The sequence below is a fragment of the Spirochaetales bacterium genome (assembly GCA_016930085.1).
GTDB lineage: Bacteria > Spirochaetota > Spirochaetia > SZUA-6 > JAFGRV01 > JAFGHO01.
This window is the reverse complement of sequence record JAFGHO010000042.1, coordinates 13,715-36,690: the sequence shown is the minus strand read 5'-3', so window position 1 is coordinate 36,690 and position 22,976 is coordinate 13,715. Positions and strand designations below refer to the sequence as shown.

The following is a 22,976-nucleotide window of genomic DNA, read 5'->3' as shown; positions in this document are numbered from 1 at the left end:
GTTTTCATAAACGGTAACGTTTTCATAAACGGTAACGTTTTCATAAATCCATCGGTTTTAACAAAAACCGGGCATCAGTATCATTTCTCAAAGGCAGCCTGCAGGCTGCCTTTTTTATGTGGATAATGTGTCCGGTCTGATAGAAATTTATGTTTATACGTAATACCACTAAAACACAGCTTTTGTACCGGAAAGAATTTCAGTCGGCTTTTTCATTCCGAGACCGTGAATATCCGGTTTGTTTTGGGTTAACACTTTATTATTTTTATTTATGAAACGGCCGGGGTTGAGAATAATACCATCAATAATGGTGTACTGGCTTGATATTAATAAACCAGTACACCATATAGAAAGCTAAATTATGAGCTACTTGATGTACAAGTAGATGTTGAAGTGGAAGTACTGCAACTGCCGGTGCAGACAACTATTCCATTCATTGATGTTGCGAGACCATACACTTCATTCAGTTTTGTCACTTTCATGGTTTCCTCCTTATCACATAATTTTTAACTCATGATTATGAGCTGCTACACGTACACGTGCTTGTCGTTGTCGAGGTGCTGCAACTACCTGTACAAACGACAACACCATTCACGGTTGAAGAGAGGCCATAAACCTCGTTTAGTTTTGTTACTTTCATGTTTTCCTCCTTGTGTCAAATATGTCATACATAATCGACTTATGTATTCCACATTTATGAACTACTTGACGAGCATGTACTTGTGGTCGTCGAGGTACATGTACTGGATCCTGTACAGACAACCATTCCCTGCATGACGGATGAAAGTCCATAAACTTCGTTCAACTTTGAAACCTTCATATCACCCTCCTTTTACTGGATTGACATCTGCCATATATACGGCAGATTTTCATCAAATGAAACAATGCAGCCATTGCCTCATCTATATATCGTTTTCGCCGTTAAATTCACTCGCTTAAAATTATGGAAATGGATGAATATATGTGTTCATCTCTTCGATTTTCTTTTTCTTGAATCCTAGACGAGGAGGGACTTCGTATATTCGTTTTCCTCCGAGAGGGATAATTTCGCCGGCCCACAATGGATGCAATCCGGGCGCCATGGTTTTAATTGAATAGAATCCCGCTTCCGCGATATCTTCTGATGTCACATCGACGGCAACAATGTCATACTTACAGGATTTAAGTTTTTTTAAGCCTTGTTTTAAAAGAGATACCGTATCCGTTCCCGTAACGACATGTTTCTTCATGATTTCATCCAGGGCGATCTCTTTTTTGGGGCTGTAACAGAAGGATATCTCCTCCAGATCGATGATGCTTGTCGTATACCGCAATACATGCTGGTGAAATGTATTCCCTCTGATCGCATCCATCGAATCGCCGAATACCTTGCTATGGCCCGTTCTGTCAATGACCATAAGGCCTATTCCATATTTTCTCGTATGGAACGATTCGAGAATCGCTTTTTTGATTGCCTTGATCGGGTCGATATTTGCAGATGCGCCGACGGATATGAACGGTTCCTCGAATTCCTTTCTGCCTTTAAGCAATGAAAAGAAAGTTGGAAAGCCTATATCCGAGGTGATGTCAAAAACATTTATTTCATTATCAAAATCACCGAATAATCTTTTATACCATGAATCAATCTCGTCAATACCAAACGGAAATTTGATTCGAGGGAATTCGAGCTTGTTAAGCCAGTAAATACCGAAAGCATCTCGTTCAACGGTTTCGCATAAACCCGAATATATCGTTTCGGCAAGTGATCTCCCGAAAGCGAGACCCGTTGAATTTGCCGGATAAATATTCCCTTCGTTTATGCTTGGCGAATACGGCATATACACAAGCTGGGCAGGTACCATCTTGATCTTCCGGTCCAATAAAGATATGCCTGCCGTCCAGTATATTTTCAGGTCCTTTGTAAAAAAATCCATGTCTTTTATATTCTGTTCTCGTGAGTAGAGGGCAAAAACATCGGGATTGACAAACAATATATGGTCTTTTTCATATAATTCGTTATATGAGCCGAATGTTAATAAATTTTTATTATAGAACACAGATGAATAACGTTCAAGGCATTCTCCAATGGCACTTAACGTGGCTTCGGTTTTATCGATACTTACCGCGTTCCCGTCGCCTAATAGATATTCTCCGGGAAGCAGATTTGTATTCCAAGGTTTGCATGGTGAAGCCATTGAAAGAAAGAAATCCGGATCTTCATAACTTTTTTCAATATCTCTGCAATTTTTGATAACTCCATATTTATAATTGATGAAATTTTCCAATACATTCAATTCATCATGGAGTGATACGCTGTCGTATTCTACAACTTTCATAATAAATCATACTCCGTATCGATTAAATATTTATTGTTCTATTTTCCATTAATACCGCCCGGGTACGATAAAAAACGAGTAAAAAATGTTAAATGTAACAAAATTGCTTAATAGCTTTTTTTTACACAACCCAGGATTATTTTTTTTATTATAACACATTCTGATTTCTTGGTTTCTCCTGATATCGATGTAAACAATAACACGATCTGTAATATTTTTCAAGCATTTTTTGAATTATATATGAAAAAAAGAATACTTCATATAGGAAACGAGAAAATGCCGTTATTCCCCGTGTATTATCACTATCCGGTACCGCAGAAAATGCACCTTTTCTGGATAATATACATCGGCAAGTCATTTTGTCATATAAAACAATCCCTGAGGGACAATTATTCCTGAATATATTTTACTTTTTTATCCAATCCCGCTTTTATTCTGTTTCGAATAATCCGGTAGCATTCATTATATTTCCTGTCAAGTACTTCAGGCGACATTAATTTTGGTTTGAATACGACATGGTTAAGATCGTATTTTGACCAGTCCCTGTCGATGATTCGATTGTCGTTTTCCAGTTCCTTATAGAGTCTCGTGCCGGGGAATGGCGTTAAAACACTGATTACCGGAATATCGATATCGTTTTTTTCTATAAACCGGATAGTTCTTTCAAAAGAACTTTCGTCATCATAATCAAGCCCAAGGATAAACGCCCCGGTTACGGTTATGCCTTTGCTTTTGATTTTTTTAATATCATCTTCATATTTCTGAAGTTTATTCATTGTCTTGCCGATTTTCGTGAGGTTTTCATCATTGATCGATTCGATTCCTATAAACAGATCGATGCATCCGCTTTTACTTGCGAGATCCAGCAATTCATCGTCTTCAGCAATAAAAAGGTTTGTTTGTGCGGACCATTTTATATTAAGCTCTTTCAGGGCTGTAAAAAGTTCCTTCGCATATTTTCTGTTGCCTGCGATATTGTCGTCATTGAATATGATGAATTTCCCCCATCCTGCCAGTCCCTTTGATTTTAAATTTTGTATTTCTTCAACGATAGTATCAACCGGTCGGAATCTGTATTTTCTGCCGAAATATTCGGTGACACAGCAGAAATAACAGTTAAACGGACAGCCCCTTGTCGCATGTATAACTCCCAATGTCATATGATTTTTTTTATCCATGAGGTCCAGACGGGTTTCCGGCAATATACTCAGATCGGCAAGTTCATCCGCTTTATAAGTATCTTTAAGAGTGCCTTTTTGAATATCTTCGATTATTGTCGTCCATACTTTTTCCGCTTCTCCGATGACAACGGCATCGCAATGCATAAGTGCTTCATCCGGTAATGTGGAAACGTGAATACCGCCCAAGACCACCTTTATCCCCTTTTCTCTGTACATATCCGCGATTTTATATGCGATATCGGCGTTATAGGTCAGTGCACTGATACCGACTAGATCGATATCCTTGACCTGTATGTCTTTCTCGTTTCTTACTTCGGTGATGTTTACACTGATGTTCTCAGGCGTGAGGGCTGCTACCATCGGCATACTTAAGATAGGGTAAACGAACGATATTACCATTGGATTCGGCAGTATCGATACCAGTTCGATTGTCATAATTACCACTCCTTTGCGTTTGTCGGAAAAATCTTACAAGATTTCCATATGCGGATTATATCGACCGTTTCAGGTCTTGATTTCTGATCCCGGAATTGTGATAAAAGAATCATGTGAACGTATCATTACGTTACCTTACCATGTCTCATTATTTTAATAAAGTGGCATTTTACTTCCTTATTCACTCCGAATATTTATCATTCAGAAGTTTCTTGTAAAAATCCACATCGGTCTTCAATGTATCGATTGTTTCAGCCTGTATTCGTTGGTCGTTCTCCAATTCGCTTATTCTTTGTTCCAGTTCGGCGATCTTCCGGCCGCCTCCCTCTCCCCCGGCTACTTTCTTTCTGTTGTGAGAAAAATAAATGGATATAACGGCAAGTGCCGTACCCAGTCCGAGAATTCCAAGAATTAATGCAACTATGGCATAGGACATATTGTTCTCCTTTTTTATCATGGATAACGGATATGGTTTCTTCATTAACGGCCGTTTCCTGTAAAGCAATATGAAACCGGCAAACTGCTTTGTAATATTATAGTAAAGCGACAATGCTATGGAACAGCTACATATCCAATTTGAGTTCAAAGCAGATCGTAAGAATGAAGTCATATAATGCCGATCCATACTCCGTTTTGTTTTCACCGATATTAAAAATCATGTTTGTATTGACATTGATATCTTCATTTATATTTACACCGATATAAGAAATATTGGAGAAAGAAAGATCAAAAGGAGAATATATGAATGTCGAGCGAACGTCCAGCGTGTTAAAAATATTCAATTTGGAAACAACCATTCCTATATAATGCTGTTTTAGCCGGTTGCCTGTGTGATAGGCCAAATATGTCGCCTGAATGGGGAGTAGGTATCCTGCGTTATCTTCCGCATACACTTTTCCCATCGCGTTAAACAGGTCCGCGGATTGTTCGCCGGTCATCCCGTTCTGATGATAGTAATATTCAAAAGTTATTTTTGTATCGTATGGCAGCAAGAGATCGATGCCTGCCATATAATCGAGAAAATATCGAGTATTCTTTGTCGAAATGTCTTCCTCGATCCAGTAGTCATACATAATCGAGCCGGAATTCTCAAAAACAAGCTTGTAGAGTGGGTGGCCGTTTGAAATTGTCATTTCATTTGTGAGAATTATATTTTCGATGAAACTTATTGAGTTGGACACACCAAATACATTGTAAATGCCTTCGGAAAAATCGTATGACGATTTTTCGATCATTGCATAAAGAATATTGAATGAAATACCGCAAAACATATCGATTCCAAGATCAAACTGGAAAATATTCCTGTCGAACTCGTTTTGCAAGGTTGCGAGGAAATATATGTCCGCCATTTCGGAAAAATGAAAACCGGGAATCCATCGCGCTGAAAAATCGACGCTTAAATCATCCAAAAACAAACTCAGATGTGCCGATATATTGAAAAGTGAAACGGATGAGTCAAAATTTTTTTCATAGATATTACCGAAATCAAAATAATTGTCAAAATAGTTAAATGGGAAGAATATGTTGCCGGAAGTGTTGTTGATAATGTATTTGCCTGCCGTCAGCTGCAAGCCCACACCGGTGTTGAAGTATTTAAAAAATAACTCATTTACCCCGGCCGATTTTTTATCTTCCATATCGAATCCGATAAAATAAGGAGAAATATGAAATAAGAATATGCCTGGAACCTTGATGTTGAAATCGAGATTGATTTTCTGTTTGTCATATAGATACTTTAATTCGAGCTTGTTGTTTTTATTGACAAGATTGTCATGATCGACATGATCAAACTCGACTTCATGAGATATGGTTAAGGAATTCTCAGTATTTATTTCTCCGAAAAAAAAACGGGGGAATAACAGCAATAAAAGAAGGATACAGGAATGCTTTTTCATGGTTAAAAACTTTCTGCAACGATAATCAGTCCGGAAGGGGAAAAATAATTTTCGGGAAAAACACGGCTTTGAAAGCGGCTGAATTTCATGATCGATGTCTGTCCTAAAACGGATTCGATTCTTATCGTGGAAACATACGTTATGCCGTTTATTTCAATATATTCGTCATAATAAGCAGTTTTTATGAGTTTTCCGGATTTTGAATACAATTCTATATATCGTGCCTTTTTTATTTCATAATCGTAATACAGAATCTGCTTTTGATAAGGCATTTTTTCGTTTGTCGTTGTGAATTCGATAATATGTGTATTTCCCCTCGTATCGATATAATGTGGTTCATAATTGTCGCTGAATGGGGGTTTAAGAACGTCTGAGGTATTGAAATTACCAAATAGCTTTGAGGTCGGATTGACCGGTTGGGTTTTTCTAATACTTGGGAAATAAATGTAAAAAAGGGCATTCTTGTTTAAAAGCGCTTTACCCGTATCTTTTTTCGGAAACTTTATAACGATAATGGATTCATCGAAATTCTTAAAAAGGCATATCCCGTTCATTCTCCCTTCCGTCTCTTCGCCTTTGATTGTCTGTATTTCTATATCGATCAGAAAATTATTCAGATTATGGAGTGAATCGATGGCTTGCATCGCTTCTTTTATAATAGTATTTTCATTTTTGGAAATAATTTCACCTGATTGTCCGCACACTATTCCGTTCAATACAATTATAAGGCATAATGTTATTGAAAAGGTTTTCATATTGTCTCCTCTTGTTATTTATATCGTAATGCATCGACGATCTTTATGCCGGATATCTTGATGACCGGATAGACTGTGGCTATGAGCGACGTAAGCAGCTGAATTATTAATATATAGACAACGCTGTCGAAGGATAAATAAATGAGTAAAGGGTACGAGATCGTTCCTCCGGGCGGAGGAGGTAATTCGATGGAAAGGGCGTTAAGTATATTGACGATAACGACACTGAGAATGATTCCCGCGACAACGCAAAAAATCCCTAAAACGATTCCTTCGAAAATGATTATTAAGGATAGTTCACACCTGCTTCTACCAATTGCTCTCAGCGTGCCGAATTCATTGACTCGTTCCATGACGGACATCAGAATTGTATTCGTTGAAAGAAAAACAAGGACAAGAATGATGATGAAAATTGTGACAATAAATTGTTGATCGACAAATCCTGCAACCTGCTTGTATTCGGTCGCAAGTTCGTGCCAGGGAATAATATCATACGTTTTCTCATCGAGTTTTTTCGATAAATAGTCGCATATTGCGTCGGTGTTGTCCGTATTATCGAGAAAAACAACAATTTCATGAATTCCCGCTATACCGAATAATTCCTTTATATCGTCGATGTTTGCATAGACAAGTATGTCGTCCACTTCTTTTTTCCCGAATTCAATAATACCGGTGATCATTGATTCCATGATGTCGGGTAATCCGTAATTCCCGACCGAATAGATATAAACGACATCCTCTACATTGATATGCAATCGTGAGGCCAAGCCGGAACCGATGACGATTTCACCCCTTCTGTCTGAACTCAGGAATTCGCCGTCCTTCATATAAAGGTACGCCAATGAAGGATACGCACCGACCTCGTCATCCGGATTGATCGCTCTGCCGACGATGAATGTCGAATCAATATCCCCTTCCTTTAACAGAAGACCTGCAAAATTGATCCGTAACAGAATGTCTGTGATGTGCTTCCTTATTTCTTTATTTTCAAGCGTTTTCTGGACGGTGTCGATTTCTTCGGTCGTTAGCAGATATTTTAATGATGTACTTTCCGCGTTATGATAACCGTCTTTTTTAATTTGAATATGTCCATAAGAACCGCGAATGACTCCTTCACGGTAAAAACTCATGCCGGTTTTATTGTAATCCATTATCAACAACATTGCGATTGTACTTAAAATAACAGCGGATCCCGTCAATAATGTTCTTCGTTTGTTTCGTAGCAGATTTCTGAACGATGTTTTCAAGATATATGAAAAGGTTTTAAACAATTCGGGTCTCCTTGATTTTTCCATCATGAATTTCGATAACCTTTCCGGCCATTTCCATGATATACGGATCGTGCGTCGAAAATATCAGTGAGGTACACTTTTCTTCATTCATTTTTTTCATCAATTCGATGATTCTGCCTCCTGTGGCCGAATCGAGATTCGCTGTCGGTTCATCCGCGAGTATAATGCCGGGATCATTGACGAACGCCCTGGCAATGGCAACACGCTGTCTTTGTCCGCCCGATAACGTGTTGGGAAATCTTTTTCTTTGATCGATAAGGCCGATTTCTTTTAATAGGTGTTCGATTTTCTCTTTCATGATTTTGCCGTCTTTCCGCGAACCGACGGAAGGATATTCGACGTTTTCATAAACATTCAATGTTTCGATCAGATTAAAAGATTGAAAGATGAAACCAATTGTATTTTTTCTGATATGTCCCCGCGCTTTTTCCTTCAACAGGCAGATGTTTTGATCTTCAAAATATATATCTCCTGAAGTCGGGCTATCAATACATCCTAGCAAATTCAAAAGTGTTGTTTTGCCTGAACCTGAAGGTCCGGCGAGAGAGAGAAAGCAGCCGCTTTCGATTTCAAGTGATATTCCGTTGAGTGCATGCACTTCGTTTTTACCAAGACGGTACGTCTTGGTGACATCCATTATTCTGATATTCATTCGGCTTCCTAATAACCCATTTTCCATAATACACCCACACGTGGAATAATTCGATCATTTCGGTTTTCGTGGTTTTTTACATCAAATCCGTAATCCAGTCCGATATCCATGGTTATTTCCTGTGTGGTTTTTTCCGATATATTGTCGATGTACGTCCTGCAGCTTATTCCGAGTCCGTTGACTATTGTATCATCGATATTAAAATTTACCGTTTCGATGTCCTGATTATAGAACAATGCGTCGTATGAGCATATGAGAGACATGTCAAGGGTTGTCCGGGAGAAATCGTCTCCCACCAGCGGCGTGCTTAAAAAAAATAATTCTGTATTTATATTGGCTTTAAGGGCTTTATAGAATGTTATATCCCTGTCAAGATACCCTTTCAACCATTTGCGGTAATCATTATTGGTTTCCAGGTTGAGTTTTGTTTCTCCGTAATAGAGTTTTTCGTACATTGAGTAATATCCTTCGAGATTGAACTCAATATATGAAGCGTTAAGCGGTTCAATGGGGAATCTGATTGTATTTTTTTGAACGATCGAATATCGAAATTTATGCTCCTTGTTTTCATTCTCATATCCCCATGAGTAATCATCGTTCATGAGGTAGAAATCTGCATGAAGATTCACATCGGCGCCGGAGTTGTATTTTAGCGTGCTGTATGAAAAATCGAAAATGAAGATGTTTTCGAATACATTCTTTCTGATCGTGAAATCCGTGTTTTTGGTTTCGTCATCCTGATAGAGTTTGATGTTACACCCGTAGCCGAGTGTCATTGTCGTCGTTTGCGTCGGAAAAAAATTGATGAGTGCCCTCGGCGTGATGTGGTGGCCGAAAAAGTTTTCATCGGTGTCCGGATTATCGTCCAGATCTTCAATGTTTCCCATAAAAAGAAGCAACGCCGTTACATCGAATTCCAGTTGAGTATATTCGGTAAAAATATTGTTTAGTGCAATACCGGCGTACAAAAGAGGAAAGTTCACGATTCCCAGGAGGCTGATTCCGTAATTTCCGGTCAATGCCAGATCGAGATAACTAAAGGAAAAACCGGCGTATTTATCGAATAATATCGAATAGAACTCTTCTTCTCCCGAATATTTCCTCATTATATCCCAGCAGAGAGAGCTTTCGGCGGATATATATTTTGTAATTCCCTTGAGGTTTTCCATGTCTGACGGTTTTTCTCCGTTTTCCGCCCGGACTGCTGTGCTGCAAACAAAGAAAATGGAAATAACCGTAAGCAGGATAACCGAATGCCTGTCGTTCATTTTTCATATACTCCACTTGAATTTTTTTATAGATACGATCACCGCAATGACGCTTATCGCGATTAACACAATGTTATTTAATAAAAAAGACTCGAGATTGAAAAACCCAAGATATGAATTTCTGACAAGACTGACGCCGTAAAAGGCCGGAGAAATGTATAACATGTATTTAAATACACCCGGAATCATATCGGGAGAAAAATAGATGCCGGATAAAAAAAGCAGCGGCAGATAAAGCATATTGATGAATGTCATCGCCTGTATGTAATTTCTGAAAAATGACGATATCATGAAACCGACCGCGAGGAACATGATCATAGAAAGAAGTAAACTCCATATGAATAAAACGGGATTTCCCGGAAGTCTCGTATTAAAGACGAATTTCCCTATTGTAAATAGGATGACGATCTGCATAAGAACAATAATCACACTCAGGGTAATTTGTACGATCAGAAAATGATATTTTTTTATTGGCAGGACATAAAGTATTTTTATCTGGTTGAATTCCCTGTATATTGTCAATTTTAATCCGATGTTAAAAAAGCCCATCGACATGATAATCATGACAATCAGTCCGGGTAATAGAAATTCAACATAAGAATTAAATGTTTCGTGCAGGAACGTAAAATCCGCGAAAATCAATGAATCGTGGGAAAGAATGGCGAGATTTGCTTCCGCCATCAGTGAAACGATCATACTGCTGTCGACTGTGGCTTTCTGTTCATCCGTCGATGTAATTAAAACCTCGATACCGGTTACTTCTTTTTTTTTGATTAATTCTTCGAATCCGTTCCGGATAGTGAAAACGACATCATAACTGTTCCGGATTTGTTCCGGCTGCATGGTCGAGTCCGATATCACCGTTTTAACTTCAAAATAAGGATTTGTGGAAATCATGTCGATAAATTGTTTGCTTGGCGGTGAAGCATCCATATCGATAACGGCGGTTTTTGCCGTATAATTGGGGTTGTTAAAAATAAAACCGAGGAACAGGAGAAAAAAAACCGGCAGAAATAGGACATAAATTAAATTTACGTTCTCCCGAAAGAACAACTTGAGTTCCATTCCGATTAAAGTGACGATATTTTTCATTCAGTCAGATCTCCGTTTTCATCGAGTTTGTATCCGCACATATTGATAAAGGCTTCTTCAAGGCTGGGCTGTTTGAGATTCAGATAATTGACAACCACATTGGATGCGGTAAAATATGACATTAAATCGCTAAAATAGCTTTGATGTTTTACCGTCGAATCTATCGTGATATCAAGAAATCCGTTGCTTGTTTTTCTTATATTTTTAATGAAACCGAAGCGGTTCATGAGGTCTTTGTAATTGACGGAACCCGAAATCTCTATTTCAAGATGATGATTCCTGCAATACTTATCTATCAGATACTGCTTTGTTCCTTTGTCGAGAAGCTGACCCTTTGAAAGAATGACGACAATATCGCATAGCGCTTCGGCTTCCTCGATATAATGGGTAGCCATGACAATGGTTTTGCCTTCGCCCCTCAAATCTTTGATTATTTTCCACAGCCTCTTTCTTGAAAAAACATCCATTCCCGCGGTCGGTTCATCCAGGAAAACAAGCCCGGCCGTATCGTTTAGTAAGGCGATTGCTACCGCGACTTTTTGTTTCATGCCACCCGATAAATGCTCGTAATATTTGTTTTTACAGACAAGAAGATCGAATTTCGCCATCAAATCCTTTACATTTGCGTTGCTTTTAAAAAAAGCCGCAAAGTAATCAAATATTTCTTTTACTTTTAATTTTCGGTAAAAGGACGCTGCTTGAAATTGGATACCGATATTGTTTTTGAAATTTTCATCGACTTCTTTATCATTATAGACAAGGCTGCCGCTTTTTTTTTCCTTGATACATTCGATTGTCTCAAGGAGGGTCGTCTTGCCCGAACCGTTTGGTCCCAGTATCCCGATAATTTTATTGTCTTCGATTGTCAGTGAGAGATTTTCAATTACTAGATTTTTTCCATAACCCGAACTCAGGTTCCGTATTTTATACATGCTGTTATATCCTGTTTTATAAATATTTCGATCAATCTTCACTCAATGCCGATAATAGAGTGATATAAGAATAATTATCATACGTATTTTTTCTGCCGACATTGGAACATACGGGGCATTTTGGGAATTTCAACAGACTGTTAAAGGATATTTCATTATCATAAAAACTCACGCACATCACATTGTTGAACGTTCGGGCGTATTTATAGCCCGTAATCACTTTGATAAAATCATAGATGAAATTAATTGCGGTCAGCCGATAATTTGAAACAATTTGCGTATATTCTTTACGCTTTTTTGCAAGAAAGTCGATATAGGCGTTATAGGCATTCTTGTTTTCGATATTGGAAATCAACCGAAGATCCATGCATTTGAAGCACGCGGTCTTTCGCGGAACGATAGCCGGACCGATAAACGCCCTGTCCTCTTCGCAGTACATCGGCATCCATTTGATATTGTTTTTGACACACACCTCATTGATCGAGGAAAAAAATTCCCTGTCATACCGGAGTGCGGGAACGATAACGAATTGATTGAGTTGTCCTGTTTTTAATTCACTCAAGCGGTCGATTGGTATCTGTTCGATATTGACGCCGCCGTACGGAATATGGAAGTCATTTCTTTCAAAAGGGGCCTGATCCGGTAATGCTATCACGTTGATTCTGACAAATCCAAACTGCATCAATATATTGACGATTTCAAGCGACAGATTATTCGTGCCGATGACTGTCACACCTGTATTATATATACTTTCTATACATGTATCCCTTGTTTTAAAGACGGATGTGTCGAACACGGTGAATGCATTCTCGTAGAACTTCAGATAATCGCCCGGTATTGTTTTCGAAATTTCCCTGTCCGATTTTTCAATAAGCTGGAATTGAATAAAATTGTCTATTATCTTTTGTGCCTCTTCGGCGGGGAGGGCAATACGTTTTTTAATGCTTTCCATATCGGTATTGCCGTCGAATAAAGGCAGGCATTTTAAAAATTCTTTTTTATATTCCTCGGATTCCAACTCAAAGAGGTAGATTCTACCGAACTGTCTGATTTGGATGACATTGTTTTCCATTTCAATGATGTCAATCTTCTTTAATGTGTACTTTTCATTCATAAAATCTCTCCTTACTCAGGTATTGTTGTGCAATTTGTTTGATTGTTTCATATTGCAATGTGTCTTCGAAATTATTATTGTATTTTGAAATCCATTCATTCACTTTTTTCTTGTTTTTCTTCAGGTCGTAATAAAAGATCAGCGAAAAATAAACGTCCTTGTTCTTATTATCCATTTCGAGCGCAGCTTCCAGATAGGAGATGCCTTTTTTTGCATTGGCACCGAGAAAAAAAGGATAAAACAGATTGAAATTTCCATAAACGATCTTTGTCTGTATGTTGCCGCTGTCGAGTGTCTCTATTTTATCCAGTACGTACTTCACTTCATCCAGAAGATTTTGTTCAACTCTTTTCAACCTCGAAAGGTCTTCCTTTATGTTGAATTTATAATTGATAATTATATACTCGGTTATCACATGATAAAGCAGTATCCATGCATCGTACTGGGTGTCGTCTTCCTCCGTTATGGATCTGATTGTTCGATATATCTGCCTGAGGAGTTCCTTGTTGATTTCGCCGCACATTTTGTATGATTTATACATTTTAAAATCAATGTTGGCCCACATTATCCTGTACCTGATATCATCTTCTGAGGAAAACTTCTTAAGGAATGTTTTTAAATAAATCAATTGATTGAATTCGTTTTCGATCAGTGCCTGATAAACATGTTTGATATCGTCTTTTTCTTTCGGCACGACGCGCTGGTTGTTTTTTAACTCAATAAGCTCCATTTTTATTGTCATGCCGATGTCTTTCAGTTTAATGTTGAATTGCTGAAAGAAAAAATCCATCTTTTCATTTGTGCTTTTATATGAATCGATCTCTTTTATAAACCCGATGATCCGGTTATGCCCGGCTTTTTTTACGAGGAAATTGTACAGATAGGCGAGATAAAAAGGTAAAAGAGTAATATTTTGTATCTCAACCGCTTCACCCTGTTTATAGCCGTAAAAAATATTATACATATCGGGAAGTTCTTCCCTGTTGTAGATAAGAACGTCCGTCGTTGAGACATCAAGATTCTTGTTATTGTCATTGTAATACGTTTCTTTTATGCCCAGTCCAGTGAGTTCGGCATAATAACATAATAATTCTGATGAAAAGCGGTCCCTTATAAAAGAAAGTGCGTGGACGATTTCATGAATGATATATTCTTTTTTCACCTCAAGTGAATATAAACCGATTCTGGCTGCGTTACTGTCTTTATACAGATATGTACGTGGCACAAATGAATAATTACGGTCGATATGAACAATGACGAAATTGAACATGTCATCGGTGTAGCCGAATTGTTCGATTAGCCAATTTTTAACTCTTGTATAATATTGAATGAAATCCTCATTCCATTTGACGTCGACCGGGTGGCTCGAAATAATTACATATCCGGATGTGACGAGACCGTAAGGTTGTTTTTTGTTCTTCAGATAATCTTCAAAAATAATCGAGAGGTGGTAGAGGATTGAAAAATCATTCTGCTTCTCGTTATATTCCCGAATGAAATCCTTGATTCTTGAAATATTCCCGTCAAGAAAATCTGAAAATATCTGTCTCAAGAAAACAATCTTCTCATGTGTGGTTTTAACGAGCATTTTCATTTGCTTTTACCAATAACGGACGCGTATAAAGCCGTTTCCTTGTATCCATCCAGGCTGAAAAGATCATTGAAGCCGTCATCAGAAAAACCACCGACGGCATAACAACCGAGATCCATCGATGTTACGGAGAGATGGACATTCTGCATCAGATGACCGGCGTCAAGCAGTACAAAGCGGTATCCCCTTTCACCGTATTTTATTGTGTTCCTGCTAAAAATGGCAGAGATTACGACAATTGCGGATGCGGTGTCAAGTGAAAACTGGTTCGGCATAATGTTCAACATGTCCGCGCGGTAGTCGCCCGCCGAAAGTAATTCCACTGAATGATCGATAACATTATAATGATAAAGCCCCGCGGGTATATCTCTGGCTGACAGGAGGACGATATACATTTCCAAAGGGTATAAAGCCCCGCCGGATGGAACCGCCCTGAAGTACTGGACTTTTTCTTCTCCATAAACCGATGTTTTAATTGAATGAGTGATCCCATAACTGAAAAAAAACAATTGAGACAACTCATGAATGCCGATATCATGCTTTACAAATTCGCGGGTTGAACATCGTTTTATGACAACATCGTGGAAGTCGTATTTCTCCTCGAATTCTTTTTCCAGCTTGAATTTTTTCTTGTAAGGATACACTTTATATGTCTGTGACATTGCGTAGAGGAGATACGGTTCCTGATACAGACCGTATATCCTTAAGCCCATTTCATCATTATTTATTTCATTAAGTTTCGTTTTTTCATGAAATATTTCATATAAAAATGTCATGTTTTCTTTATTGTACATGTATTTTCCTTTCGGGGCTTTTTATTCAATTCATGGCACACACATAAATTATTTATGTCATTGAAAGCGTGGACGGACGCTATCTGTCTTCCCCGGCTTATAGTTTATCAATAATTTTCTTTGCATCGTTATAATAAGTCGATTCTTCCGGTATTCTTGATAGATATTCTCCGGCCTTTTCTTTTTTCTTCATTTCACTGAAATAATAGTTACCGATAAGATAATAACACTGATACCTGGTGTTGATAAGCCATGCGGCGTAATCCTTAAGCTGTTCGTTTGTAGCGGCGGCATCGCTTACCTGGGTTATCCACATTTCTACGATTTTAAGATCTTTTTCGATTGTTTTGATCAATGACGGATAATACTTATAGGGGAAATATATGAGACTGAGAAATCGCTGCATCCGTACTTCAGGATTTGACGGATCCATTCTGACTGCCTTTGTAAAATATTTCAGACAGCTGTTGGAATATTGAAGTAATGCCGGGTATGAGGTATAACCTCCCCGCACACCGAGGATTCCAGCGTAATAAGCCGTATAAACCGCATTATCAGGTTCGATCGCCAATATTTTTTCCATAGATCCGATTGCCAGATCGAGATATTTCTTTTTACTGTTTTTATCTTTTGCCAGATCATCGATGACATCCAGTGCATTGAAATGGTAATACATCGCCGCATTGAGATATTCCTCAACTGTATTACTTTTTTTTACATATTGTTGAACCTCTTTCTCCGAATTAAAATATGAATCGATTTTTGCGGGATCGGGTAATATACTGATATAAATATCGCCCTCGGTAAAATCAGCTATGGTCGGCTGTTGTATATCCTCGTCTTCTGATTCGAGTTCCGGCGGGATCTCGGCTTGGGGAAAAGAAAACAAGGAGAATGGTATGAGTAGTAGTAATATAAAGAAAACGTATAGCAAAGTACATCTATATTTCTTTAAACGAGAAAGTGAAGGCTTGTTGATCACTCCGAACTCCTATAATTATTTCCGATAACGATTTTTTTCGACTATATCCCACATTGTTGAATTTGTCAAGGTATTGCGGAAAAAATACGAAATCAGCGAATACCCTGTTACTTAAGGGATAAACATCTCTTGACAACCGGAGTAAACGATTTCTAGAGGAATTTTTTCTTTCATGGTTTTTGCCAGATCATCCTGAACACAATCAGTCCGATAATACCGGCCGCGAGTACCCCCAGGACAGCCCACGCGGTGGCGACGACCGGTATATTCGACGTGTATGCCGGGTCCGTCCGCTTTATGACGATCCCCAGAAAAGCCCAGATGAGGACGCCGTTATATGCGATATCCTTCTCCCGGAGGAGGACGAGAAGCCCGACGACCGCCGCTATAACAAGCATCGCGATTGTCCAGAAGGTCTCCGACAGGCCGAATCCGTCCCATTTAAATGTAACAAGGACTGCCGTGGCGTTCGCGATCGTTGCCACGGTTATCCATCCGAGATAAACGCTGAAAGGAAGGGAAACAAAAAAATGGTCCCTCAGGGATAATTCGTTAAAGTGAGATTTTTTACGGATCTGAAGATACAGCATCAACAGGCAGGCGAGAAGGACGAGCATAATGACAAAAGAAAGAAGGATCTGTTCGTAATGCCACGCGAATATCCATCCGATGTTGGCAATCGATGAAATGATGAAAAGGCCCTGCACTTTATTGAGAAAAGGAAGTTCCGGCGGATTTTTCATGACGAGAAGGACGATGAGGTAGATGACGAAAAGAAGGAGCAGAAGATAGATGACGCCCCATACGGCAAAGGTGATGCCGGCGGGAACGAAGAGATTAGAAATGTTGTCTGAAAGCTCGCCCGTGGATTTGCCATTGATGGGAAGGGCGTTTGCCAGAAAATTGACAACGAGGGTAGCGGCAAGAAACAGAACGCACCCGATTGTCAGGATCAGTTGTTTTGCTTTCATGGTATCCTCCTTGACCGGTCGAAAGATTGAAGCGATCGATAGCCAGTATAGTAAAAATAGAGAATAAGGTAAATCATCGATTGCGATTATTTATTGTATCGGTAAGGCGGATTTCTCGTTATATTTGTTTCCCCTTGCAGACAATCACCATTATATGATATAAATAAACGGAAAAATATCGGAGGAGTATCATGCCGCTTGTCAAACTGCATATTCTCAAAAACGCCTGGACAAGGGAAGAAAAGGAGGGGCTGCACGATGCGGTCCACCGTTCGCTCGAATCCGTTTTTAAAATACCCTCATGGGATTTTAACCAGCGGCTGTTCGAGTTCGACGGGAATGACTGGAAAATACCGCCCGGTAAATCGGATAAATACGTATTGATTGAGATTTCCGTTTTTCCCGGAAGAAAAAAACACACGAAAAAGATGTTATATGCCGATATGGTCGCGGGACTGGAACGCCTCGGTGTGCCGAAGACCGATTGTCTTATCCTCCTCATCGAGCAACCCCTCGAGAATTGGGGGATCCGCGGGGGTATCCCGGCAGACGAAGTCGATCTGGGTTACTCGACCGTCGTGTGAAAACGCTCCTCATCTTTCCGCCCCTGGTAAAACCATCCGAACCGCCGCCCGGCATTGCGAAGATAGCAGGACTGCTTGCTTCCCGGAATATTCCTCACAGGGTGTGGGACGCGAACGTCGAGGGCATTCTCGTTCTGCTGGGAAGAAAATACGACTGGAAGGATACGTGGTATTACCAGGCGGAAAAACGGAAGGCGAGGGACCTTTCCGCCTTGAGAAGCCCGAATACCTACCTCGGCATCGACCGGTATAAACGGGCGGTCATGGATCTTCATCGCATTCTTGCGGCGTCGTCACGAGGAAGCCCTGTCCGCCTCAGCCTCTCCGATTACAAGGACGAACGTTTCTCGACGGCAAAAAGCGGGGATCTCATACGTGCCGCGGAGACGCCGGAAGCGAATCTTTTTTATCCCTGGTTTTCACGCCGGCTGCCCGGGATTCTTGATGAATATCAGCCCCGCTGTGTGGGGATTTCCCTCAATTTTTTGAGTCAGGCCCTCACCGCATTTGCCATGATCGGATTGCTTAAAAAGCGGTACCCCCGGCTCGCCGTTATCCTCGGCGGGGGTCTTGTTACATCGTGGATGCGGAATCCTTCATGGAACAATCCCTTTCGGGGGCTCATCGACGAGTGTATCGACGGACCGGCGGAAATCAAACTTCTCCGATGGTTCGGCGAAAAAGCCGGGGACGGGACTTTTCCCCCGGTGTATGACGATTTCCCCCTGGACGACTATCTTTCTCCCCCGTATATACTCCCCTATGCCGCATCATCGGGTTGTTATTGGAGACGCTGCAGCTTCTGCCCGGAAAAGGCGGAGAAAAATCCGTATCGGGCTGAATTGCCGGCCGAGGCACTCGGACACATCGGCGGTATTATAAAAAGGAAAAGGCCCCGCCTGATCCATTTTCTCGACAACGCGATGAGCGTGCCGCTGCTTCGGGCGATAGCCGAAGACCCGCCCGGGGTTCCCTGGTACGGGTATGCGCGGATCGATGAACACCTCGAAAATCCCGATTTTACAAGGCGGCTCAAGGAATCGGGGTGCGTCATGCTCAAACTCGGGATCGAGTCCGGCGAACAGGGCGTGATCGACCGGATGGACAAGGGGTTCCGGATCGAACGCGCGTCACGGGTGCTTGAAAACCTGAAAGCGGTCGGGATCGCCGTCTATGCGTATTTTCTCTTCGGAACGCCCGGCGAGACGATAGACGACGCACGGAGGACGCTCGACTTTTGCATGCGGCACCGCCGTGAACTCGACTGGATGCATGTCTCGATTTTTAATATGCCGCTTTGCGGCGGAGGACACCGTATGTTCGAAAAACATAACAACTACGAAGGCGATCTCTCCCTGTACGCCGATTTTATCCACCCGTCCGGATGGGAGCGGAACCTGATCAGGAGGTTTCTCGACCGAGAGTTCGGTAAAAACCCCTCGATTGCCGGAATACTCGGCGCCACGCCGCCGTTTTTTGATTCGAATCACGCTCCCCTTTTCGCACTGAACACTACGGGAATGACGGCCTGAAAAATCGGTTTTATTGACTCGGAAGATGCCCGCGGAAAGATTGAAAAATCACCATAGTGCTGCTATAGTTATATATTGAAATGGACGAGTTTTTAACACCGATCGCGATGCCGTGGGGACCATCGGCGTGAGCGGGCGGCGGGAAAAAGTGAAAAGGATACTATCGATACTCGATTCACTGAACATCGGCGATATCGACGCCCTGTATTCACGGGGGGATCTGGGTATACTGGGAAAAGAGATGCTGGACGATTTTTTTGTCCGGGCGTTCAAGGAAAAGGGTCCGCTCGCCGTATTCCCGCTTCTCAAGCGGTTTATCTATTTTTACGACATTCTCGGTTCATCGCTTCGGTTTACGGATTTTCTCTCCCATTTTCTCTGTCCGCATGACGCGCGAATCATCGAGAGAATCGACCGTGAAATATCGGCCGGCAGACACAGACGGTTGACCTTCGATTGCCGCCCCGCCTGTTTTTCCGAAGTCGTCTTCGACCGGAACGGGAACGTGACTGAGTTGCACTTGAATGTGCTGGATCTCGAGAAATTTCCCGCCTGTCTTTGCGGCCTCGGACGGCTCGAGATTCTCGATCTGGGGTTCAACACCATACGCGGTTTTCCCGCCTCATTGAAAAAAATGGAGGGGCTTCAAAGCCTCGACCTTTCGAACAACGATCTCTCCCGTATACCGAAGCAGCTTTCGGGAATGAACCGTCTCAAACGATTGAATCTGCGCTATAACAATATCACTTCATTGCCGGACTGGTTCGAAGCCCTCGTGAACCTGAGATACCTCGATGTGAGTCATAACGGAATTCAATCGTTTCCGGAAGTCATTTGCGATATGAAAAATCTCAAGGTCCTCAACCTCGGTTTCAATGCGATCGGTAAGCTTCCGTCCTCGATACGGCGGCTGGCCGATTGTGAGGAACTGCATCTCGAGTACAATGGGCTCGTTTCGCTTCCCGAATCGTTGACTGAATTGCGCGGGCTGCGGGTACTCGATATCAGTCACAACCGCGCGGCGGGAAACAATGAAGCGCTTCTCCGGCGGCTGCATGAAATGCGGGTTATCGTTGTCACGGACACCATATCGTGTTGATGCGGCACCGCGGCCGTCTCCTCTTGACGTTACGTTTTGTGTAATGATATAAATGAACTATGAAACCACAATCGTTACTTTTTTTTGTTGTTTTATTAATAACATTTTCACCGTTACATGCAGCGGAAAATATCATAAGCAATCCGTCTTTCGAGGACCTCGAAGAGGTCGGGACCGATGTCAATCCGACGGACTGGATAAGGAAGGGCTGGAAATGGGAGCCGACAGTGACGTTATGGGGTGTCGACAGAACGGTTTCCCACACCGGAAATACCTCCATTTTCGTGGACAACATCCTGGAAAACCACGCATACTTCGTGCAGTCGATCAAAGTCAAGGAAAATACACGTTATTGTATCAGCGGGTGGGTAAGGACTGAAAAGGTCGGTACGGACGCGGAGGGCGCGGGAATCAGCATTATCAACAAGTTTGAACTCGCCGGTGATTTTCGGGGCGACAACCCCAACTGGCAGAAAGCGGATTTATACGTTGTCACGGGCAAGGGAACGAAAACCATCGAGATAATGCTCGGTATCGGCAACTACGGTTCCGAAAATACAGGAAAAGCCTGGTTCGATGATATTTCAATGACGGAGGTCGAGGAAATTCCCCCGGACGCCACGGTGACGGTGATGGATACGGTACCGGAAAGCCCGCCGGTCGAGGCAGAGAAAAAAGAACCAAAGCTGGAAAAGAAGGATGAAGGGGCGATCTTTCTTTACATTATCATCATCGTTGTTGTCGTTATCGCCGGCTTTATTTATTTTGTCGTCGCCAGGCGTCTTGAAAAGCAGGCACGGTACAAGGATCCCGATGAGGGAATAAAGGAGAAGGATGAAAGTGGGCGGGATACGCCCGGAAGTGGGCGGGATACGCCCGGAAGTGGGCGGGATACGCCCGGAAGTGGGCGGGATACGCCCGGAGACATTCCGGATCGCGAATAAGGCGGATCAGCGGTAAATGAGTTTGAATGACAGTATCAGTATACACCGGGGGAAATCCGGTATTTTTACTCCGGATTTTATTGTTTTTGCAGCGGTATCGCTCGTATTCTGGATTTTCATGCTTTATGCCGTGGGTCATTCGATTACACATCATTCCCATTATGACGAGCATACCCTCCAGGCCCTGGCCTGGCAAAACGGAAGTGTTTCCCTGGCCGATTTTCGCGACGGCAAATGGCGGTCGAAGATCCGGGCGTTTGACTATCTGAACGGCAATACCGATCCGGAGAACGAGATCACCTACCACGAGGTCGCCAAATACAAGAACAAGGTCTATATCAGTTTTCCCCCCACTCCCACGTTCATCGAGTTTCCCTTTGCCCTCATATTCGGGCGGGAGACCCCGAACACCTTTGTTCTTCTTGTTTTTACATGGGCGGCCATGCTTCTTTCCTTTTTTATCCTGCTCAAGCTTACCGGGAACCGTTATCTCAGTTACTTTGTCAGCTTTTCCTTTTTCTGGGGCTCGACGATATGCTATCTTTCGCTTTCCGGTGCAGTCTGGCATCAGGGTCAGCTGTACGGTCTCTTTTTTGCGGTTTTGTCCGTTTTCATCCTGCTTTATTCCGAGCGGCCGGCCATGCTGCCGGCGGGCGGTTTCTGCCTCGCGCTTGCCGTGGGCTGCAGGCCGTTTTATCTTATCATGACCGTGTTCTATCTGTACCATGCATATAAACGCTTCCCGAAAATTTCCTCTCTGCTGTTTGTGATCGCGGGACTCATTCCTCCGGGACTGTTCTACGCCGTTTACAATTATATCAGGTTCGACTCGATATTGGAAATCGGTCATTCGTATCTTCCGTGGGAAAGCACACTGGAGCACGGTGTTATCAGTCTTCATTATTTCCCGACAAACATCTATCATGCCCTCATCCAGCCCCCGGAATGGGATGCCGCAAAGAATATTCTGAGTTTCCACGGCGCCGGTACGGGCCTGTGGTTTTCGAGTCCGGTGATTCTTCTTGGGTTCGCGTTTTTTCTGAAGAAAGCGGTTCTTTCACTCAAGAAGGCGGCGTCCGGCAAAAAAGCGGATACACAGGGGGCCGTCGAAACGGACGGTTCGGGTGTCGTCGCCGTACATGAAAACCGGGACGGTATGACTGAGGGCGCCGGCATTACCGGAGAGAACGGGGCGCCGGAAGACGACAATATACCGGCTGATAATCCGTCAGGCGAAAAAAAAGACGGCCCGGTTACCCGTTTTCTTCGCGGCCTGTCTTTTCGGGAAGAGGACAATATACCCGCCTGCGAGGTCGTGTGTTCGGCACTCGCCGTTTTCGGCATCTGGTTCTGCCTGCTTCTTCACGCATCGAACGGGTGGTACCAGTTCGGATACCGTTTCAGCGTCGATCTCATACCCCTCCTTCTCTTTTTCTTTGGACGGACATTCAGGAAAAATCATCTGTTTCTGCTTCCCGTCTGCCTTTTCTCCATCGCCGTGAATATCTACGGCGCCTTCTGGTTTTATATTCTGGGGCAGTAGGGTGG

Annotated in this window: 20 protein-coding genes; 5 read left to right on the top strand and 15 right to left on the bottom strand. The window is 42.0% G+C overall.

Translation table 11 applies throughout. The annotated features are described in order from the left end of the window. Positions 1–941 precede the first annotated feature (941 nt). The 15 genes from JW881_07300 to JW881_07230 all read right to left on the bottom strand — a co-directional run bounded on the left by JW881_07300 (position 942) and on the right by JW881_07230 (position 17,269). Positions 942–2,315, bottom strand: coding sequence for a YcaO-like family protein (locus JW881_07300; GenBank protein ID MBN1697303.1), 1,374 nt, complete (start codon positions 2,313–2,315; stop codon positions 942–944). 389 nt (positions 2,316–2,704) lie between these two features. Then, positions 2,705–3,931: a B12-binding domain-containing radical SAM protein gene (locus tag JW881_07295; protein ID MBN1697302.1), complete on the bottom strand. Its 1,227-nt coding sequence runs from the start codon at positions 3,929–3,931 to the stop codon at positions 2,705–2,707. A 181-nt stretch (positions 3,932–4,112) separates the two neighbouring features. After that, a complete protein-coding gene (locus JW881_07290) occupies positions 4,113–4,412 on the bottom strand; it encodes a hypothetical protein (protein MBN1697301.1) in 300 nt (99 codons plus the stop codon). Between the two features lie 82 nt (positions 4,413–4,494). Then, on the bottom strand, positions 4,495–5,826 hold the full coding sequence (locus JW881_07285; GenBank protein ID MBN1697300.1) for a hypothetical protein: 1,332 nt from the start codon (positions 5,824–5,826) through the stop codon (positions 4,495–4,497). A gap of 2 nt (positions 5,827–5,828) precedes the next feature. Continuing rightward, entirely contained in the window at positions 5,829–6,581 is a 753-nt protein-coding gene (locus tag JW881_07280) for an outer membrane lipoprotein-sorting protein (protein ID MBN1697299.1), read from the bottom strand. 14 nt (positions 6,582–6,595) lie between these two features. Further along, the gene (locus JW881_07275; protein ID MBN1697298.1) at positions 6,596–7,732 is read right to left on the bottom strand and encodes an ABC transporter permease; all 1,137 of its coding nucleotides are present in this window, start codon (positions 7,730–7,732) and stop codon (positions 6,596–6,598) included. 112 nt (positions 7,733–7,844) lie between these two features. Beyond that, positions 7,845–8,525, bottom strand: a complete 681-nt coding sequence (locus JW881_07270) for an ABC transporter ATP-binding protein (GenBank protein MBN1697297.1) — start codon at positions 8,523–8,525, stop codon at positions 7,845–7,847. Positions 8,526–8,533: 8 nt separating this feature from the next. Beyond that, positions 8,534–9,793 carry a hypothetical protein gene (locus JW881_07265; protein ID MBN1697296.1) on the bottom strand — a complete coding sequence of 420 codons (1,260 nt, stop codon included), beginning with the start codon at positions 9,791–9,793 and terminating at the stop codon, positions 8,534–8,536. A 3-nt stretch (positions 9,794–9,796) separates the two neighbouring features. Then, the gene (locus JW881_07260) at positions 9,797–10,885 is read right to left on the bottom strand and encodes an ABC transporter permease (protein MBN1697295.1); all 1,089 of its coding nucleotides are present in this window, start codon (positions 10,883–10,885) and stop codon (positions 9,797–9,799) included. Beyond that, the gene (locus JW881_07255; protein MBN1697294.1) at positions 10,882–11,817 is read right to left on the bottom strand and encodes an ABC transporter ATP-binding protein; all 936 of its coding nucleotides are present in this window, start codon (positions 11,815–11,817) and stop codon (positions 10,882–10,884) included. Before JW881_07255 ends, JW881_07260 begins: the two co-directional genes overlap by 4 nt. 31 nt (positions 11,818–11,848) lie before the next feature. After that, positions 11,849–12,931 carry a TOMM precursor leader peptide-binding protein gene (locus JW881_07250; GenBank protein MBN1697293.1) on the bottom strand — a complete coding sequence of 361 codons (1,083 nt, stop codon included), beginning with the start codon at positions 12,929–12,931 and terminating at the stop codon, positions 11,849–11,851. Beyond that, positions 12,924–14,519: a hypothetical protein gene (locus JW881_07245; protein MBN1697292.1), complete on the bottom strand. Its 1,596-nt coding sequence runs from the start codon at positions 14,517–14,519 to the stop codon at positions 12,924–12,926. The genes JW881_07250 and JW881_07245 overlap by 8 nt, the downstream gene beginning before the upstream one ends. 2 nt (positions 14,520–14,521) lie before the next feature. Continuing rightward, positions 14,522–15,316, bottom strand: coding sequence for a SagB/ThcOx family dehydrogenase (locus JW881_07240; protein MBN1697291.1), 795 nt, complete (start codon positions 15,314–15,316; stop codon positions 14,522–14,524). A 97-nt stretch (positions 15,317–15,413) separates the two neighbouring features. Further along, positions 15,414–16,205 carry a hypothetical protein gene (locus tag JW881_07235; GenBank protein ID MBN1697290.1) on the bottom strand — a complete coding sequence of 264 codons (792 nt, stop codon included), beginning with the start codon at positions 16,203–16,205 and terminating at the stop codon, positions 15,414–15,416. A 263-nt stretch (positions 16,206–16,468) separates the two neighbouring features. Continuing rightward, on the bottom strand, positions 16,469–17,269 hold the full coding sequence (locus tag JW881_07230) for a tryptophan-rich sensory protein (protein MBN1697289.1): 801 nt from the start codon (positions 17,267–17,269) through the stop codon (positions 16,469–16,471). A gap of 191 nt (positions 17,270–17,460) precedes the next feature. Between JW881_07230 and JW881_07225 the strand changes: the two genes are divergently transcribed. The 5 genes from JW881_07225 to JW881_07205 all read left to right on the top strand — a co-directional run bounded on the left by JW881_07225 (position 17,461) and on the right by JW881_07205 (position 22,971). Beyond that, complete coding sequence (locus JW881_07225) at positions 17,461–17,853, top strand: tautomerase family protein (protein MBN1697288.1); 393 nt, start codon at positions 17,461–17,463, stop codon at positions 17,851–17,853. Beyond that, positions 17,850–19,385: a radical SAM protein gene (locus JW881_07220; GenBank protein ID MBN1697287.1), complete on the top strand. Its 1,536-nt coding sequence runs from the start codon at positions 17,850–17,852 to the stop codon at positions 19,383–19,385. Before JW881_07225 ends, JW881_07220 begins: the two co-directional genes overlap by 4 nt. A 148-nt stretch (positions 19,386–19,533) precedes the next feature. Then, on the top strand, positions 19,534–20,484 hold the full coding sequence (locus JW881_07215) for a leucine-rich repeat domain-containing protein (GenBank protein MBN1697286.1): 951 nt from the start codon (positions 19,534–19,536) through the stop codon (positions 20,482–20,484). 59 nt (positions 20,485–20,543) lie between these two features. Further along, positions 20,544–21,428, top strand: coding sequence for a hypothetical protein (locus JW881_07210; protein MBN1697285.1), 885 nt, complete (start codon positions 20,544–20,546; stop codon positions 21,426–21,428). A gap of 16 nt (positions 21,429–21,444) precedes the next feature. Continuing rightward, complete coding sequence (locus JW881_07205; GenBank protein MBN1697284.1) at positions 21,445–22,971, top strand: hypothetical protein; 1,527 nt, start codon at positions 21,445–21,447, stop codon at positions 22,969–22,971. Positions 22,972–22,976: the final 5 nt, after the last annotated feature.